Raw genomic sequence first — 18850 nt, 5'->3', positions numbered from 1 at the left:
GCGGCAGTCGCGCCGCCCTTTCAGTCGGGGTCGTAGTCCAGATACGGGGCCAGCCAGCGCTCCGCTTCGGTCCGGTCCCAGCCTTTGCGCTTCGCATAGTCGTCGACCTGCTCGCGGGTGAGGCGGCCCACCACGAAGTACTGGCTGGCCGGATGCGAGAAGTACCAGCCCGATACCGCCGCGGTGGGATACATCGCAAAGCTGTCGGTGAGCTGCACGGTGGTGTGCGTCGTCGCGTCCAGCAGATCGAACAGTGTGCGCTTCTCGCTGTGCTCGGGGCACGCGGGATAGCCGGGGGCAGGGCGGATGCCCCGGTAGGCTTCGGCGATCAGGGAGTCGTTGTCCAGCGACTCTTCGGGCTCGTAGCCCCAGAACTCCTTGCGGACGCGTTCGTGCAGGCGTTCGGCGAAAGCTTCCGCCAGCCGGTCGGCCAGCGCCTTGAGCAGGATCGACGAATAGTCGTCGTGACTGGCCTCGAAGCGCGCCACGTGTTCATCGATGCCGATGCCGGCCGTGACGGCGAAGCCGCCGACCCAGTCCTGTACGCCGCTGTCCTTCGGTGCGACGAAGTCGGCCAGACAGAAGTCGGGACGCTCCACCGGCTTGTCCACCTGCTGGCGCAGGTGGTGCAGCATCGCTACCGGCTTGCGCTTGCCCACGCCGGGATCGGCGTAAACCTCGATGCTGTCGCCGCTCTGCGCCGCCGGCCAGAAACCGATGACACCCTTGGCGGTGAGCCATTTCTCAGCGATCAGCCTATCGAGCATCGCCTGCGCGTCGTCGTAGAGCTCCGTCGCCTGGGTGCCGACGATTTCGTCGGTGAGGATGGCGGGGAACTTGCCGGCGAGTTCCCATGCGTTGAAGAACGGCGACCAGTCGATGTAACGGCGCAACTCGGCCAGGTCGTAGTCGTCGAAGACGGTGATACCGGGCGCACGCGGCGTCGGTGGCGTGTACGCCTCCCAGTCGCCCTGAAAGCGTTGCGCGCGTGCCTTGGTCAGGGGTACCAGCTGCTTACCGGTCCCGCGGCCCCTGTGGCGCTCACGGACCTCGGCGTATTCGGAGCGCACCTTGGCCATGAAATCGTCGACGAGGTCCTTGCTGACCAGCGACTGTGCGACGCCGACGGCGCGCGAGGCGTCTTTCACCCACACGGTGGGCGATTTGTAGTGCGGTTCGATACGCAACGCCGTGTGGGCGCGCGAGGTCGTGGCACCGCCGATCATCAGCGGCACATGAAAATCCTGGCGCTGCATCTCGCGCGCGACCTGGCTCATCTCTTCAAGCGACGGCGTAATCAGTCCTGAGAGGCCAATGATGTCGGCGTTCTCGGCACGCGCGACGTCGAGAATTTTCTGCGTCGGCACCATCACGCCAAGATCGATGACCTCGAAGTTGTTGCACTGGAGCACCACGCCGACGATGTTCTTGCCGATGTCGTGGACATCGCCCTTGACCGTCGCCAGCACGATCTTGCCGTTGTTCTTCGTCGCGTTCCCCGAGATCTTCTTTTCTTCTTCGATGTACGGGATGAGGTGAGCTACCGCGCGCTTCATGACACGTGCCGACTTCACCACCTGGGGCAGGAACATCTTGCCCGCACCGAACAGGTCGCCGACGACATTCATGCCGGTCATCAGCGGACCTTCGATGACGTCGAGCGGACGTGCCGACAGCTGCCGCGCCTCTTCGGTGTCCTCCACGACGTACTGGTCGATGCCATGCACGAGGGCATGAGTCAGGCGTTCGATGACGGGCTTTTCGCGCCAGGCCGCCGTCTCCACGGCGACTTCCCCCTTGCCGCCTTTGTACTTGTCGGCAACCTCGAGCAGGCGCTCCGTGGCATCGGCGCGGCGATTGAGTACGACGTCCTCGACGCGCTCGCGCAATTCCTCCGGCAGGTCGTCGTAGATCGACAGGCCGCCGGCGTTGACGATACCCATGTCCATGCCCGCGGCGATCGCGTGATACAGGAACACGGAGTGGATGGCTTCACGGACCGGGTTGTTGCCGCGGAACGAGAACGACACATTGGAGACGCCGCCGGAAATATGCGACGCGGGGAATCGTTTTTTCAGTTCGCGCGTGGCCTCGATGAAGTCCACCGCGTAGTTGTTGTGTTCCTCGATGCCGGTCGCCACGGCGAAGATGTTGGGATCGAAAATGATGTCTTCCGGCGGGAAGTTCACCTCGTTCACCAGCAACTCGTAGGCGCGCGAGCAGATCTCGATCTTGCGCTCCTTCGTGTCGGCCTGGCCGACTTCGTCGAAGGCCATGACCACGACGGCGGCGCCGTACTGGCGCACCTTGCGCGCATGCTCGAGAAACGCGTCGACACCTTCCTTCATCGAGATGGAATTGACGATGCCCTTGCCCTGCATACAGCGCAGGCCGGCCTCGATCACGCTCCACTTGGAGGAGTCGACCATGATCGGCACGCGTGCGATGTCGGGCTCGGAGGAGATCAGGTTCACGAAGCGCGTCATCGCGGCTTCGGAATCGATCAGGCCTTCGTCCATGTTGATGTCGATGATCTGCGCACCGTTTTCGACCTGCTGACGCGCGACATCCACCGCTTCTTCGTAGCGGCCCTCCTTGATCAGCTTGCGAAACTGCGCCGAACCGGTGACGTTGGTACGTTCACCGACGTTGATGAAGTTCAGGTCCGGCGTGAGGACCAGCGGTTCGAGGCCGGAAAGGCGGGTGTATCGAATGCTCATGCGGCTTGCGCGGTGTCCCTGGGCTGACGCGGCGGATAGGGCGCGACAGCGGCTGCGATGGCGGCGATATGCGCCGGCGTGGTGCCACAACAGCCACCGACGATGTTGATCAGGCCTTCCTCGGCGAACCCGCGGATCGTCTCGGCCATGCTCTCGGGGCTTTCGTCGTACTCGCCGAAGGCATTGGGCAAGCCCGCGTTCGGGTGGGTGCTGATGGCGCTGCCGGCAATGCGCGAGAGCATCTGTACATGCGGGCGCAGATCTTCCGCGCCGAGTGCGCAGTTCAGGCCGACGGACAGCGGCTGGATGTGTTCGACCGAGTAGAAGAACGCCTCCGCCGTCTGTCCCGACAGCGTGCGGCCGGAGCGGTCGGTGATGGTGCCCGAGATCATGACGGGGACGCGCGCGCCGAGCGTGTCGAACAATTCGCTCAGAGCGAACAGCGCGGCTTTCGCGTTGAGCGTGTCGAAGATCGTCTCGACCATGATCGTATCGGCGCCGCCTTCGATGAGCGCGCGCGCGGCTTCCACGTAGTTGGCCTTGAGCGACTCGAAGTCGATGTTGCGAAAGCCCGGATCGTTCACGTCGGGAGAGATCGACGCGGTACGGCTGGTCGGCCCGAGTACGCCGATGACGAAGCGCGGACGGTCCGGCGTGATCGCGGTCATCGCGTCGCAGGCTTCGCGGGCGATGCGCGCGCCTTCGCGGTTCAGTTCGGGCACGAGGTGTTCGAGATGATAGTCGGCCTGACTCACGCGCGTGGCGTTGAAGGTATTGGTCTCGACGAAGTCCGCTCCCGCTTCCAGATACGCGGTGTGCACGCCGCGGATGATGTCCGGCTGCGTCAGCAGGAGCAGGTCGTTGTTGCCCTTCAGATCGCATTCGCCCGGGTGGTCGTGATCGTGCGTGTGCGCGCTGTCGAGGCCGCCGGCGAAGCGATCGCCGCGATAGCCGGCCTCATCAAGCTGGTGTCCCTGCAACATGGTGCCCATGCCGCCGTCGAGGATCATGATGCGTTCCGCGAGTCCCTTCTGGATCAGGGCGACACGATCGGGATGGAGCCAGGGCAGGGTGCTCATGGGGTGCCTCCGGGCTTGCGCGCAAGCAGGCTGATGACTTCGAAATGGGGTGAACGGCGCTCGCGGCTCAGGCGCTCGCAGCTGACCACGTCCAGACCGGCGTTCCGCGCCAGGGCGGTCAGGGCATCGCAGGTGAAGCCGAGGTTGCGATGATCGAACGGCTCGACCACCGCGCGGTGGTCGTGTTCGCCAAGGGTGGACGCCAGCACGCGGCCTCCGGGCTTCAGCACCCGCGCCACCTCGCTGAACACGGCTTCGGGACGCTCCGAATACGTGAGGGCGTGCAGCAGCAGGACAAGGTCGAAACGGCCGTCCTCGAGGTCCAGGGCGTGCATGTCGCCCGTACGTACGTCGACATTGCGGAAGGTGCTCAGCCGCTGCCGTGCCGCGTCGACGACGCGTTCCGAACTGTCGATGCAGACGATCGAGTGGGCATGCGGTGCGAGCAGTTCCGCCGTGACGCCATCGCCGGAGGCGATATCCAGGACATCGCCGGTCGCCAGCAGCTGCAGCAGCGAGCGCGCCAGGGTTTCCCAGGTGCGACCCGGCGAATAATGACGCTCCATGTCGCCGGCGACGGTATCCGCCCAGCCCTCGGCCCGGGCCCGTTGGGCGAGAACCGCGGGAAGCCGTTCCGCATCTTCTTTGAGCAGGGCGTCGCTAAGCGTGTCGCGCAGGGAGGCCACCAGGGCGGCGAGCGTAGGATCCGCCTCGGCATTGGCCCGATAATAGGCCGACACGCCGGCCCGGCGGTCACGCACCAGCTCGGCCTCCTTGAGCTTGGCCAGATGGGTCGACACGCGCGGCTGGGCCAGATGCAGCACGGCCGCCAGCTCGGCGACGGTCAGTTCCTCGCGGTCCAGAAGGGCGAGCAGGCGGACGCGGGTCGGGTCGGCCAGGAGTCGGAGCACCGTGGAGGCCGTCGACAGATCCATCCTGCATCCTTATATCGCGATAGAAAGATGCGTAAGGATGAGGCCCGCCCCGGCCAGCGTCAAGGCCGCATGTTGCAGTGCAGAGCGGCAAGCTCTCGAACGACCGTTAGAATGACCGGCTAGTCCCCACCCAAGACTTGCCGTCCTTCCGGCCGGCGCGAGGAATATCCATGGATTTCCGCTTTACCGACGACCAGCTGTCGATTCAGTCCATTGCCCGCGACTTCGCCCAGAGGCGCATCGCCCCGGTCGCCGCCGAATTCGACGCGAAGGGCGAGTTTCCCCTGGAAAACATCCAGGAAATGGGTCAGCTGGGCCTGATGGGTATCGAAGTGCCCGAGGAATACGGCGGCGCCGGCATGGATCCCGTGTCCTACGTGCTGGCCATGGTCGAGATCGCCGCGGCCGATGCCGCCACCTCGACGATCATGTCGGTGAACAATTCGCTGTTCTGCAACGGCATCCTCAAGAACGGCACGGAAGACCAGAAGCAGAAGTACGTGCGCGCCATCGCGTCCGGCGAGGCCATTGGCGCCTATGCCCTGACCGAACCGCAGTCCGGCTCCGACGCGTCCAACATGCACACGCGCGCGGTGAAGAATGCCGACGGCGACTGGGTCATCAACGGCAAGAAGAGCTGGATCACCTCCGGTCCGGTCGCCCGCTACATCGTGCTGTTCGCGGTGACGACGCCCGGCATGGGTGCGCGTGGCGTGTCGGCCTTCATCATCGACACGAAGCGGGCGGGTTTTCTTGCCGGCAAGACGGAGCCGAAGCTCGGCATCCGCGCCTCGGCCACCTGCGAGATCGAGTTTCACGACTACATCTGCCCGCAGGAAGACATGCTCGGTGAAGAGGGCAAAGGCTTCGGTATCGCCATGGGCGTGCTGGATGCCGGCCGCATCGGTATTGCATCGCAGGCGGTGGGCATCGCGCGTGCCGCGTACGAAGCCACCCTGCAGTGGTCGCGGGACCGGAAGGCGTTCGGTCACCCTATCGGCACGTTCCAGATGACTCAGGCCAAGATCGCCGACATGAAGTGCAAGCTGGATGCGGCGCTGCTGCTGACCCTGCGTGCCGCGTGGACCAAGGCCCAGACCGATAAGAACGGCGGCCGTTTCGGTACCGAGGCTTCTATGGCCAAGCTGGTGGCGTCGGAGGCGGCGATGTGGATTACCCATCAGGCCGTGCAGATCCACGGCGGCATGGGCTACTCGAAAGAAATGCCGCTGGAGCGTTATTTCCGCGATGCCAAGATCACGGAGATCTACGAGGGTACGAGTGAGATTCAGCGGCTGGTGATTGCGCGCTCGGAGACGGGGTTGCGCTGAGCAATCATCGACTCGAGCGGACACGAAGGGGCCCCGGTTATGCCGGGGCTTTTTTTTTAAGGCCGCCGCGGCGACGAAAAAAAGCCCGGCTTTCGCCGGGCTTTTCATAGGTACTTGCCTTCCGACCTTAAGGTCGATCGGTGCCGCGTCGCGGATCCGAATCGAAGGCCCGGACATCGCCGACGTTCGGAGCATGCGGATGGAGGTTGGTCGGGCCATTCGGGACGTCGCCACCACCGTTGCCACCGCCGTGCGGATCGTGGTCGTCGTCATGACCGACGTGCGGCATCTTGTGGGACACCTCATCCAGCTTGTCACCCAGCATGCGGCGAACCGAGGTGTAGAACACCGGGATCAGCAGCAGGCCGAGGATGGTGGCGAACAGCATGCCGCCGATCACGCCGGTACCGATGGCGTGGCGGGAGTTGGCGCCCGCACCGGTGGAAATGGCCAGCGGCAACACGCCGAGGATGAAGGCCAGCGAGGTCATCAGGATGGGGCGCAGTCGCAGGCGGGAGGCTTCCACCACCGCGTCGCGAAGCGTCTTGCCGGCCTGCTGCTGTTCGACCGCGAACTCGACGATCAGGATGGCGTTCTTCGCGGCCAGGCCGATCACGGTGATCATGCCGATCTTGAAGAAGATGTCGTTCGGCAGGCCGCGCAACATCGAGAACACCACCACACCCAGAAGGCCAAGCGGCACCACCAGCAGCACGGCCACCGGGATGGACCAGCTTTCGTACAGGGCGGCAAGGCAGAGGAACACGATGACGATGGACAGCACCATCAGCGCGGTGGCCGAATTACCCGCCAGGATTTCCTGGTAGGACTGGCCGCTCCAGTCGTAACCGATGCCCTTGCCGAGCTTGTCGTTGACGATTTTCTCCATGGTCGCCATGGCCTGACCCGTCGACGAGCCCGGCGCGTTGTTACCGACGATTTCCACGGCCGAGTACCCGTTGTAGCGGGTCAGCGTCGGTGCGGCCATCGTCCACTTCGAGTGAACCACGGTGGACAGCGGGATCATCCTGCTGTCGGTGGCCGTCGATGCGCTGGCGACCGTGCTCGTCGTCGAGGACGTGCTGCTGGCGGAAGAGGTCAGCGTGCTCGGGGTGTAGATGTGTGCAAACGCATCCGTACCCATGCGGTAGGGGGCGTCGGCCTGCATCATCACGCGCTTCACGCGGCCGCCGTACTGGAAGTCGTTGACATAGACCGGCGCCAGCGTGAGCTGGATGGCCGTGTAGATGTCGCTGACCGACAGACCCATCGTCTGAGCCTGCGTACGGTCCACGTTGAGCTGCAGCAGCGGAGCGTCTTCCAGCGTGTTCGGACGGACACCCACCAGGGATTTGTCCTGCGCCGCGGCACCGAGCAGCTGGTTACGCGCCTGGGTCAGCTCGGCACGATCCTGACCGGCACGGGCCTGCAGGAACATGTCGACGCCGCCGAACTGCGACAGACCGCGGATGGTGGGCAGGTTGACCACGAAGATCGTGGCATCGCTCACCGCCTGCATCTGGCCGTTCGCTTTGCCGAGGAACTCCGGCACGGTGATGTCGCGATCGGCCCAGTCCTTCATGCGAATGAAGACCATGCCGACGTTTTCACCCTGACCCACGAAGCTGAAGCCGGAAATCTGGAAGACACCCTCGACTTCCGGGTTCTTCAGCATGATGTTGCGGATCTGCTCCTGCACCTTCTGGGTACGGGCAAGACTCGAGCCCGGCGGGAGCTGCACGATCGCCAGCGCATAACCCTGGTCTTCGTCGGGGACGAAGCTCGACGGCAGCCTGGTGAACAGGAAGCCGGCCAGCGCCGCGATCAGCACGAACACGATCATCCAGCGCGGACCATGGCGCACGGCGGAGTCGATGTGACCCGAGTACGTATGCGTGGTCCAGTCGAAGACCTGGTTGAACTTGCGGTAGACGACGTTCTTGCGCTTGTCCGGCTCATGCTTGAGCAGGGTGGCGCAGAGGGCCGGCGTGAAGGTGACGGCGAGGAACGCCGAGAAGCCCATCGAGACCGCGATGGTCAGTGCGAACTGCTTGTAGATGATGCCGGAAGCGCCGGGCTGCAGCGCGGACGGAATGAACACCGCCGCCAGCACCACGGTGATCGCCACGATGGCGCCGGTGATCTGGCCCATCGCCTTGCGCGTGGCTTCCTTCGGAGGCAGGTGCTCCTCCGTCATGATGCGCTCGACGTTCTCGATCACGACGATCGCGTCGTCGACCACGATACCGATGGCCAGCACCATGCCGAACAGGGTCAGCTGGTTGATCGTGAAGCCCAGCGGCGAGAGGCCGATGAACGTACCGAGCAGGGCGACCGGGATGACCAGGGTGGGGATGATCGTCGCGCGGAAGTTCTGCAGGAAGATCAGCATCACCAGGAAGACGAGGATGATCGCCTCGACCAGGGTATGCACGACTTCCTCGATCGAGATCACCACGAACTTGGTGGACTCGTACGGGGCGAACCACGTCACGCCGTCCGGGAAGCTCTTGGACAGGTCGTCCATCTTCGCGCGAACCGCCTTGGCGACGTCCAGCGCGTTGGCGCCGGGCAGCAGCTGCACACCGAAGGCGCCGGTGGGGATGCCGTTGTAGTCGGTGGCGAATCCGTAGGTCTGCGGTCCGAGCTCCACGCGCGCCACGTCCTTCAGGCGGACGACCGTACCGTCGTTGTTCGCACGGAGGATGACGTTGGAGAACTCTTCGGCCGAGGTGAAGCGGCCTTCCGCCGAGACGGTGGCACTGAAACCCTGACCGTCGGTCGCCGGATCGGTACCGAGCGAACCCGCCGCGAACTGCACGTTCTGCGCGGCCAGTGCCGACTGCAGGTCGGTCGCCGACATGCCGTAGCCGCGGAGCTTGTCGGGGTTGAGCCAGACGCGCATGCCGTACTCGGCACCCAACTGGCGGGTGCTGCCCACGCCGGGAATACGAGCGACCTGGTCGAGCACCTGCGAGGACACGATATCCATCAGGCGATGGCTGTCGATGGCCTTGTTGGTCGAGGTCAGGGCGATGAACATCAGGAAGTCGGGGTTGGCCTTGGCCACCACGACACCCTGCTGGGTCACTTCCGACGGGAGGCGCGGCGTCGCCAGTGACACCTTGTTCTGTACCTGGACCTGCGCGATGTCAGGGTCGGTACCGGTGTCGAAGGTCAGCGTGACCGTGGCGGTGCCCGACGAGCTGGACTGCGAACTGAAGTAGATCAGGTGGTCGATACCCGTCAGCTGCTGCTCGATCACCTGCGTCACGGTTTTTTCGGTCGTATCCGCGCTCGCACCCGGGTAGGTCGCCGTGACGGTGACCTGCGGGGGAGCGATGTTCGGATACGACTCGATACCCATGTTCAACAGGGAGATCGTGCCGCAAAGGCTGATCAGGATCGCCAGCACCCACGCGAAGATGGGGCGGTCGATGAAGAAACTCGGCATGACGAAACTCCCTTACTGCTGGCCGGCCGGCGCGGCGGGGGCGCCCGCCTGAGCCGGTGCAGCAGCTTGCTGGGCGGGGCTGGCCTTCACGGGCGAGTTTTCCTTCGCCTTGGGCACGCCCTGAACGATGACCCTGTCGCCCGGCTTCAGTCCGCCGGTGACGACCCAGTTGCTGCCCGAGATGCGATCGGTCTGGACCGGGCGACGGACGGCGGCGGAATCGATGGTCTGCTCCTTGCCGTCCGCGTCCTTCACCGTGGCCTTGTCGACGACCATCACATAGGCCGAGTTGGCGTCGCGCAGAACGCCGGCCTGGGGCACCAGGTAGACGTTGTGCAGGCTGCCGAGGTTGGCCTTGACCGTCACGAACTGGCCCGGGAGCAGGCGCGTGCCGGTGTTGGTGACCAGGGCGCGCAGGTCGACGGTGCCGGTCTGCGGGTTCACGGTGGCGGACGAGAAGTCCATCGCGCCCTGCTCGCCGAAATCGGAACCGTCCGGGAGCTGGATGCGGACCGTGGACTGGCTGGTGTCGCTGAGCGTGACGTTGCCCTTGGCGGCGGCCCCGCGCATGGTGTCGAGGTCGCTGACGGACATGTTGAAGTTCACGTAGACCTTGTCGATCTCGTCGACCTGGGTCAGCAGCGTGGTGTCGCTCTGGCCGACGAGTGCGCCTTCCGTGACCTGCTGGCGGCCCGCACGACCGTCGATCGGCGAGACCACATCGGTGAAGCCGAGGTTGATCCGGGCCGACTGGACGTTGGCTTCGGCCTGCTTGACCGAGGCGTTGCCGGTGCGTTCGTTGGCTTCGGCCGTATCCAGATCCTGGCGGGAGATGTAGTTCTTGCCGATCAGCCCGCGCGAACGGTCGGCCGTGGCCTTGTAGTTGGCCGCGGCGGCCTTGGCGGAAGCCAGGGCGGCAAGCTGGGCGTTGAGTTCGGCGGTCAGCGGCTGCGGATCGATCTGAAACAGCTTCTGGCCGGCCTTCACGTCCGTGCCCTCGTCATACAGACGCTTCAGCAGGATGCCCGGCACGCGAGCGCGCACATCGGCGGTGCGGAAGGACGAGACGCGACCGACCTGATCCTGGACGAGGGGAACGTCCTGAGGCTGGACGGTGATGACGCCGACTTCGGGCGGAGGCGGCTGCTGGGGCGCCTCCTGCTTGTGGCAGGCGGCAAGCGCCGCGGTGAGGCCGAGGGCCATCAGGGACGTGCGCAGAGGCAGGGGATTCATGAAAACTCCGTTCCTATTCCAGGTTTCTTAATCTTTCGCGGCCGGCCATCCGTGGGGATGTCGTACGCGTGCATAAATACGGTTACCGCATGTCTCGCCCACTCGTCCTGCGCCTTCTGGCCCCTCGCCCGCATGCCGAAGAGGCGACGATCCCCCTCGAGCCCATGCAACATGGCCAGGAACAGCTCGGCGGCCACCTCCGGGTCGTCCCGGCGCATCTCTCCCGCATCCATCGCTTCAGCCATGCAACGCGACAAACGCACCGCGACCGTACCGATCGCCGTGCGGAAGAACGTCTTCGCAGCGGCCGGGAAGCGCGGTGCTTCCGCGATCAGCATCCGGCCCAGCGCGACGTGCTCGTGATCCATCACGTAGGTATGGTGCGCCTGTGCCAACGCATACAGCGTGTCGGCCAGGCCGCGGCTCTCGGGTGCGAGGCTCGCGTGCAAAGGGTGGGCGAGTTGTTGGACGGCGGCGTGAAACAGGGTGTCCTTGTTCTCGAAATGCGCGTACACGGTCTGCTTGGACACGCCCGCCTCGCGTGCCACCGCCACCATGCTGACGCGGTAACCGTCGCGCAGGAAAAGGGCGCACGCCGCCTGAAGCACCCGCTGCTGGTGATCCGAAGCGGGGCGTGACTCCAGGTGCGACATTAACTTTACCTGCTGGACTATACCGTCCAGTTTAGAATCTCCCTCGGACCAGCGTCAACGGTCAATAGCGCCATTCGCGCGCGAATTGTTGCGTTGCAGCTTCGAGTCGGCACGAAGCCATGCTGTCCGTTTCCCGAAACAGCGCACGGATAATGTCGCGGCGCAGTGAAAACGCACCGTATCCGTTATGTCTGACGGTGTGGCTACATGCCACGTGTGGGAGCTATGCTTTCACGGATTTCTTTCCCGTCCCCACATCGATATCCGCCCATGAATGCGATTCGCACCGCCGAAAGCGGCCAGTTCGAAGCCCTCGTCTTCGATGAACTGAAAAAGATCGACTACCCCGCGGAGCGCCTCAACGAGGCGCGCTTTTTTATCCAGGCCTTCTTCGAGCGCATCGCGCCGGCCGATCACGCGCTGCACGCTCCCGACCGCTGGGCCGCCCTGATCGCCGACCTGCTGACCTTCGCGCGTGAGCGCACGCCGGGCAAAGCGAAGGTCCGTGTCTACAACCCGGGCCTGTCCGGCACCCGCGCCGTGGTCGAGGTCGTCACCGACGACATGCCCTTCCTGGTCGACACCGTATCGATGGTGGCCGCCGCGCACGCCGACGTGCACGCGATCATCCACCCGGTCGTGCCGGTGGTCCGGTCCGCCGCCGGGGTGCTCGAGTCGATCGGCGCCGGCGAGAAGACCGAGTCGCTCATGCGTTTCGAAATCGACCGCATCGACGACACCGAACTGGAGACCCTCAGGGCCAACGTCGAGACCGCGCTCCACGACGTGCGCGAGGCCGTCGACGACTGGCGTGCCATGCGCGGCAAGATGAACGAGATCGCCGACGATCTTGGCAGGCGCTCCCTGCCGTACACCGCCGACGAGGTCCGCGAGGCCAGCGACTTCCTGCGCTGGGTCGCCGACGACCATTTCACCTTCATGGGCTACCGCGAGTACGAAGTGGCGCCGGGGCAGGGCGACGAGGTGCTCAAGACCGTCGAGGGCTCGGGCCTGGGCATTCTTCGTGCCGCCGAGCGCTCGCTGGCGCCGCGATCGCTGCGCACCCTGGTGGCCAGCGAACTGCCGCGCTCGGGTTCCACCGACGCGATCATCCTGACCAAGACCAATGCCCGTTCGCCGATTCATCGCGCGGGCTACATGGATTACATCGGCGTCCTCAAGTTCGACGACACGGGGCGCCCGGTCGCCGAACAGCGTTTTCTCGGCCTGTTCTCGTCCAACGCGTACATGGCCCACCCGCAGCATGTGCCTCTGGTGCGCGACAAGTGCGAAGCGGTGATGAACCGTTCGGGCCTGAAGCGCGATTCGCATTCGGGCAAGGCGCTGCGGCACATCCTCGATACCCTGCCGCGCGAGGAGCTTTTCCAGTGCAGCACGGACGAGCTCTACGCGCTGGCCACCGGGCTGCTCGAGCTGGCGCAGCGCACGCGCACGCGCCTGTTCATCCGCCGCGACAGCTACGGCCGGTTCTTCTCGTGCCTGGTGTTCATCCCGCGCGACCGGTTCAACACGACGGTTCGCGAACGGGTCGAGAACGTCCTGCGCGACGCGTTCCACGGTGAACACGTGGATTCCGCCGTGCTCATGGGCGAAGCCGCGCTGGTTCGCCTGCACGTGGTGGTTCGTCCGCGCATCGGCGACCACCCGGTTTACGACGCCGTCAGCATCGAGTCGCAGATCGCGTCGATCGCGCGCAACTGGTACGACGACCTGCGCGATCGTCTGATCGCGACGGTGGGCGAGCAGGAAGGCATCATCCTGGCCAACCGCTACGGCAAGCTGCTGCCGGCCGGCTACGTGGACGAGGTGTCGCCGCAGGTCGCCGCGGCCGACGTGCGCGCCCTGGCCGGCCTCGACGGCCCCGATGCCATCAGCATGTCGTTCTACCATCCGTCGCACCGTCCGGAAGAACTCCGCTTCAAGGTGTATCGCTCGGGTTCCGATATCGCGCTGTCGGAGGTCCTCCCGCAGCTGGAAAACCTCGGCCTGCGCGTGCTCACCGAGCACATGTATGAAGTGAAGGCCGGCGACAGCCGCCTGTACATCCAGGATTTCGAAGTGCAGCCGGTGGGTCGTCTCGCCTTCGAGGTCGAGCAGGTCGGCACCTTGTTCGAAGACGCCTTCGAGCAGATCTGGCGCGGCAACGCGGAGAACGACGGCTTCAACCGTCTCGTGCTGGGCGCGAAGCTCGGCTGGCGCCAGGTCGCCGTGTTGCGCAGCTATACCAAGTACCTGCAGCAGGCGGGTGTCGCGTTCTCGCAGGCGTACATGGAAGACGCGCTCAATCGCTATCCAGCCATCGCGGGTCTGATCGTCGAGCTGTTCAACGCACGCTTCGACCCACGCCGCGAAAGCCTCGACGCCACGGAGCGCGCGTGGGCCGAGAGCATGTTGTCGCACGAGATGCACACGCTGATCGGCGCGGAGATCCTGTCGGCCCAGCCAGGTCTCATCGGCAACCTCATCGCATCGCTGTCGCGTCCGCGCGACGAGCAGGTGGCGGCGGTCGAAGAAGCGATCAACGCGCTGCTCGACAACGTGTCCAGCCTCGACGAAGACCGCATCCTGCGCAGTTACATCGCGCTGGTGCACGCCACGCTGCGTACCAGCTTTTTCCAGGCCTGGGACGGGGTGTTCCGCCCGTACATCAGCTTCAAGTTCGATTCGCACCAGGTGCCGGATCTGCCCAAGCCGGTGCCGTTCCGCGAGATCTTCGTCTACGCGCCGCGTGTCGAGGGTATCCATCTGCGCTTCGGTGCGGTGGCACGTGGTGGCCTGCGCTGGTCCGACCGTCGCGAGGACTTCCGTACCGAAGTCCTCGGTCTGGTGAAGGCTCAGATGGTGAAGAACACGGTCATCGTGCCCGTGGGTTCCAAGGGCGGCTTCTTCGTGAAGCGTCCGCCCGTCGGTGGCGATCGCGATGCGCAGCTCGCCGAGGGCATCGCCTGCTATCGCATGTTCATCAACGGCCTGCTCGACATCACCGACAACCTCGTCGAGGGTGCGGTGGTACCGCCGCATGACGTGATCCGTCACGACAACGACGATCCGTATCTGGTCGTCGCCGCGGACAAGGGCACGGCCACGTTCTCCGATATCGCCAACGCGATCTCGACCGAACACGGCTTCTGGCTCGACGACGCCTTCGCCTCGGGCGGCTCCAACGGCTATGACCACAAGGGCATGGGCATCACGGCGAAGGGTGCGTGGGAGTCGGTCAAGCGCCACTTCCGTGCGCTGGGTCGTGACTGCCAGACCGAAGATTTCACGGTGGTCGGCGTGGGCGACATGTCGGGCGACGTGTTCGGCAACGGTATGCTGCTCTCGGAGAAGATCCGCCTGCTGGCCGCCTTCGACCATCGCCATATCTTCCTCGACCCCAACCCGGACTCGGCGACGTCCTTCGCCGAGCGTGCGCGCATGTTCGCGCTGCCGCGCTCGTCGTGGGAGGACTATGACAAGTCGCTGATCTCGGCCGGTGGCGGCATCTGGCCGCGTACGGCGAAGTCGATCCCGGTGTCGCCGGAAATCAAGGCCGTGCTGGGCATTCGCAGCGACGCGACGCACATGGCGCCGACCGACCTGCTCTCGGCGATCCTCAAGGCGCCGGTGGATCTGCTCTGGAACGGCGGTATCGGCACCTACGTCAAGGCGACCAGCGAAACGCACGCGGACGTCGGCGACCGCGCCAACAACGCGCTGCGCGTGAACGGCAACGAGCTGCGCTGCAAGGTGGTGGGCGAGGGCGGCAACCTGGGTATGACCCAGAAGGGTCGCATCGAAGCCGGCCAGGCCGGGGTGCTCCTCAATACCGATTTCATCGACAACTCGGCTGGCGTGGATACCTCGGATCACGAGGTCAACATCAAGATCCTGCTCAACGATGCCGTCCAGCGCGGCGAGCTGACCTTCGAGGGCCGCAACAAGCAGCTGGCCGAGATGACCGATGAAGTCGGCCGCCTCGTGCTGTGGGACAACTATCGTCAGAACCAGGCCATCACCGTGATGGAGCACCAGTCGGTGCGTCGTCTCGGCTCGATGGCTCACTTCATCAGCACGCTCGAAGCCGAAGGCATGCTCGACCGTGCGGTGGAATCGCTGCCGACGGCCGCCGAACTGGCGGAGCGCAAGCTGCGCGGTCAGGGCCTGACCCGTCCGGAACTGTCCGTGCTGCTGTCGTACGACAAGATCCGGCTGTTCCAGCAGCTGCTGGATTCGGACGTGCCGGAAGATCCGTATCTTTCGCGCGAACTGGTCCGCTACTTCCCCGTGCCGCTGCACGAGAAGTACGCCGAGCACATGCAGCGCCATCGCCTGAAGCGCGAGATCATCGCCACTGCGGTGACCAACTCGACGATCAACCGCATGGGCGCGACGTTCATGATGCGCATGCAGGAAGACACGGGCCACGGTCCGGCGTCGATCGCCAAGGCGTACACCGCCGCACGCGAAATCCTCGATGCGCGCGAACTGTGGGCCGAGATCGAGAAGCTCGACGGCAAGGTCGCGGAAGACACCCAGATCGACGCGATCCTACAGATCTGGTCGTTGCTGCGTCACCTGACCCGCTGGCTGCTCAACCGTCCGGGCGGCACGCTCGACATCGCCGCCAACGTCGATCGTTTCGCCAGCGAAGTGACCGTCTTGCGCAAGGCGCTGCCCGATGCCCTGACCGATACCGGCCGTGGCGACTTTGGCGCGAGCCAGGAGAAGTGGGAAGGCCTCGGCGTCCCCGGTGAACTGGCGGTCCGTCTTGCCCGCGTACCGGTGCTGCGTGCGGCGCTGGACATGGTCGAAGTGTCGAAGCAGAGCGGCAAGGACATGGCGACGGTCGCCCGTGTGTTCTACGAGCTGGCCGAGGCACTGGACCTCGACTGGCTGCGTGGGCAGATCGAGGCCCTGCCGGTCGAAGGTGCCTGGCACGCGCAGGCGCGTGGTTCGCTGCTGGACGAGCTCAACGCCCAGCATCGCGCCCTGGCCCTGCAGGTGCTTTCGGTCGCCGGCGACCGCACGGACATCAGCCCGGTCAAGGCCTGGCTGGAGCGGGACGATGCCACGCTGAAGTACACCCGCGCGATGCTGGCCGAGATCCTGACCCAGAATGCGGACTACCCGATCGCCTCCGTCGCGGTCCGTCGTCTGGCACAGCTGGCGCAGATTCCGGTGTAAAAAGGCGGGCTCCCATCAGGGCGAGGCATCGCCTTCCTGGTGGGAGCCACATCGCCGGGGGAGAGCCCCGGTCTTGTGGGAGCCGGCCTGCTGGCGATCCCGCGGCAGCGGGCAACCCCACAGGAAGCTGCGGCAACTTCAGCCTATCCGACTCCGCCATTTAAGGACTAAGCTCCGGACTGGATCCGGAAGCCCACACCTCATGCGCCTAGCCTTTGTCGCCAGCGAAACCGAAGTGGCCCAACGCGCCCGTGCGGCGCTAGTCAAACGCTACAAGGGCGTCGAACCCGAAGACGCCGAGATCGTCGTTTCTCTCGGGGGCGACGGCTTCATGCTTCGCACCCTCCACGCCCACCGCACCCTCGGCCTGCCGTTCTACGGCATGAAGCTGGGTCGCCTGGGTTTTCTGATGAACCAGCACGACCTCGACCACCTGCCCGAACGTATCGAGCGGGCCCATCCGGCCGTGCTGCATCCGCTGGAGATGCATAGCGTCTGCTGCGACGGTGTCGAACACCGCGCGCTGGCCTTCAACGAAGTCGCGCTGCTACGTCAGAGCAACCAGGCGGCTCATCTGACGGTCAGCCTCAACGGCGAGATGAAGCTCGACGAGCTCGTCTGCGATGGCGTCCTGGTTTGCACCCCGGCCGGCTCCACCGCGTACAACCTGTCCGCCCATGGCCCCATCCTCCCCCTGGACGCCAACGTGCTGGCCATGACGCCGATCAGCCCGTTCCGGCCGCGGCGCTGGCGCGGCGCGATCCTGCCCCACGCCACCCGCGTCACGTTGCACACCAAGGATCCGAACAAGCGGCCGATCAGCGCCACCGCGGATTTTCACGAGGTGCGCGACGTCCGCTCGGTCGAGATCAAGCAGTCGCGCCGGAACGCGGTCCGCCTCCTGTTCGATCCGGAGCACAATCTCCAGCAACGTATCCTCGACGAACAATTCGCCCCCTGACCGGAGGCGAACCTGTAGGAGCGCGCCTTGCGCGCGACGGCCTTTAGCCCCAACCTCCATCCCATGAACGCCCCCGAAGAAAGCCAGAACGCCCACAACGACGCCTCAGTCAGCGACAACCGCCTCGTCGTCGCCATCTCCTCGCGCGCGCTCTTCGACATGGAAGACAGTCACGACCTGTTCGAGCGCGACGGCCTCGATGCCTACCGTGCCTTCCAGATCGAGCACGAAAACGACCTGCTGAAGCCTGGCGTGGCTTTTCCACTGGTGCAGAAGCTTCTCGGCCTGAACGCATTGTCCGGCGACGTCCCGCCGGTCGAGGTGATTCTCCTGTCGCGCAACTCCGGCGACACGGGCCTGCGGATCTTCAACGCGATCCAGCATTACAAGCTGGGTATCTCGCGGGCGGCGTTCACCAGCGGTGCGCCGACCTCCGATTACATCGCCCCGTTCCGGGCGGATCTGTTCCTCTCAGCCAATGCGGAAGATGTGGGCCGCGCGTTGCGGGCGGGCGTCGCCGCCGCGACGATCCTCCCGTCGACGGCGCCGCAGCGCTCCAGCGAACAGCTTCGCATTGCCTTCGATGGTGACGCCGTGATCTTCGGCGATGAAGGTGAGCGTGTCTCGAAAGAGCAGGGCCTGGATGCGTTTCATCGCAGTGAGTCGGAGCTGTGGGCCGAGCCACTGTCGGGCGGCCCGTTCCGTGGTTTCCTGGCCGCGCTGCATCGCCTGCAGGCCGCGTTCCCGGCGGAGACCTCGCCGATTCGTACGGCGCTGGTGACGGCGCGTTCCGCACCGGCGCATAAGCGCGTGATTCTTACGCTTCGCCGCTGGGGTGTTCGCATCGACGAGGCGTTGTTCCTCGGTGGCCGTGACAAGGGGCCGTTCCTCGATGCCTTTGGCGCCGATATCTTTTTCGACGACTCCCCGGCCAACGTGGAGTCGGCCCGCCGGCACGTGGCGACGGGGCATGTACCGCACGGCGTTTCGAACAACTGAGTCCGCTTCTCCCCGGATGCCGGGATCAGAGACCCATCATGGGCCCTGTCCGGGTAACGGACGCTTGCTGACTCGCTTGCTGCATGGAGGCATCGCGGGCTTGCTGTTGTAAGGCGGCATCCCATTGCTGTCCTTGGGCGAGGCTCCGCTCCATAGGCGGTGCGGGTGAGGCCAGGTCGAGCGTGGCGACAGCCCCCGGACGGATCCCCGTGCACACGATGCTCCGCCCCTGAACCTCGACGTCACACAACTCACTTGCGTCGCGTATGTTCGATTGACGCGCGACAAGCGCCAT

At 65.1% G+C, this 18850-nt stretch carries 10 protein-coding genes; 4 read left to right on the top strand and 6 right to left on the bottom strand.

Features of this window, described 5'->3' with window-relative positions:
- Positions 1-20: 20 nt before the first annotated feature.
- Genes metH through B5X73_RS13935 form a run of 3 tightly spaced genes read right to left on the bottom strand, consistent with a single transcriptional unit; the run spans position 21 to position 4734 of the window.
- Positions 21-2720: a methionine synthase gene (gene metH / locus B5X73_RS13945; RefSeq protein ID WP_079522198.1), complete on the bottom strand. Its 2700-nt coding sequence runs from the start codon at positions 2718-2720 to the stop codon at positions 21-23.
- Positions 2717-3799, bottom strand: a complete 1083-nt coding sequence (locus tag B5X73_RS13940) for a homocysteine S-methyltransferase family protein (protein ID WP_079522196.1) — start codon at positions 3797-3799, stop codon at positions 2717-2719. The genes metH and B5X73_RS13940 overlap by 4 nt, the downstream gene beginning before the upstream one ends.
- Entirely contained in the window at positions 3796-4734 is a 939-nt protein-coding gene (locus tag B5X73_RS13935; RefSeq protein ID WP_036111480.1) for an ArsR/SmtB family transcription factor, read from the bottom strand. The genes B5X73_RS13940 and B5X73_RS13935 overlap by 4 nt, the downstream gene beginning before the upstream one ends.
- 170 nt (positions 4735-4904) lie before the next feature.
- Between B5X73_RS13935 and B5X73_RS13930 the strand changes: the two genes are divergently transcribed.
- Positions 4905-6065, top strand: a complete 1161-nt coding sequence (locus B5X73_RS13930) for an acyl-CoA dehydrogenase family protein (RefSeq protein ID WP_079522195.1) — start codon at positions 4905-4907, stop codon at positions 6063-6065.
- Positions 6066-6192: 127 nt separating this feature from the next.
- Here the strand turns inward: B5X73_RS13930 and B5X73_RS13925 are convergent, their stop codons facing one another.
- Genes B5X73_RS13925 through B5X73_RS13915 form a run of 3 tightly spaced genes read right to left on the bottom strand, consistent with a single transcriptional unit; the run spans position 6193 to position 11405 of the window.
- The gene (locus tag B5X73_RS13925; protein ID WP_079522194.1) at positions 6193-9519 is read right to left on the bottom strand and encodes a multidrug efflux RND transporter permease subunit; all 3327 of its coding nucleotides are present in this window, start codon (positions 9517-9519) and stop codon (positions 6193-6195) included.
- A 12-nt stretch (positions 9520-9531) separates the two neighbouring features.
- Positions 9532-10752: an efflux RND transporter periplasmic adaptor subunit gene (locus B5X73_RS13920; protein ID WP_079522192.1), complete on the bottom strand. Its 1221-nt coding sequence runs from the start codon at positions 10750-10752 to the stop codon at positions 9532-9534.
- The gene (locus B5X73_RS13915; protein WP_079522190.1) at positions 10749-11405 is read right to left on the bottom strand and encodes a TetR/AcrR family transcriptional regulator; all 657 of its coding nucleotides are present in this window, start codon (positions 11403-11405) and stop codon (positions 10749-10751) included. Before B5X73_RS13915 ends, B5X73_RS13920 begins: the two co-directional genes overlap by 4 nt.
- Before the next feature lie 270 nt (positions 11406-11675).
- On the opposite strand from B5X73_RS13915, the gene B5X73_RS13910 reads away from it, so the two are divergent.
- From B5X73_RS13910 to B5X73_RS13900, 3 genes are all read left to right on the top strand, one after another.
- A complete protein-coding gene (locus tag B5X73_RS13910; RefSeq protein ID WP_079522189.1) occupies positions 11676-16595 on the top strand; it encodes an NAD-glutamate dehydrogenase in 4920 nt (1639 codons plus the stop codon).
- Positions 16596-16797: 202 nt separating this feature from the next.
- Positions 16798-17556, top strand: a complete 759-nt coding sequence (locus B5X73_RS13905) for an NAD kinase (protein ID WP_036111490.1) — start codon at positions 16798-16800, stop codon at positions 17554-17556.
- Between the two features lie 63 nt (positions 17557-17619).
- Positions 17620-18555: a 5'-nucleotidase gene (locus B5X73_RS13900; RefSeq protein ID WP_036117261.1), complete on the top strand. Its 936-nt coding sequence runs from the start codon at positions 17620-17622 to the stop codon at positions 18553-18555.
- Positions 18556-18850: the final 295 nt, after the last annotated feature.

Source organism: Luteibacter sp. 22Crub2.1, assembly GCF_900167995.1.
Classification (GTDB): Bacteria; Pseudomonadota; Gammaproteobacteria; order Xanthomonadales; family Rhodanobacteraceae; genus Luteibacter; species Luteibacter mycovicinus.
This window is presented reverse-complemented; position numbering and strand designations above follow the sequence as displayed.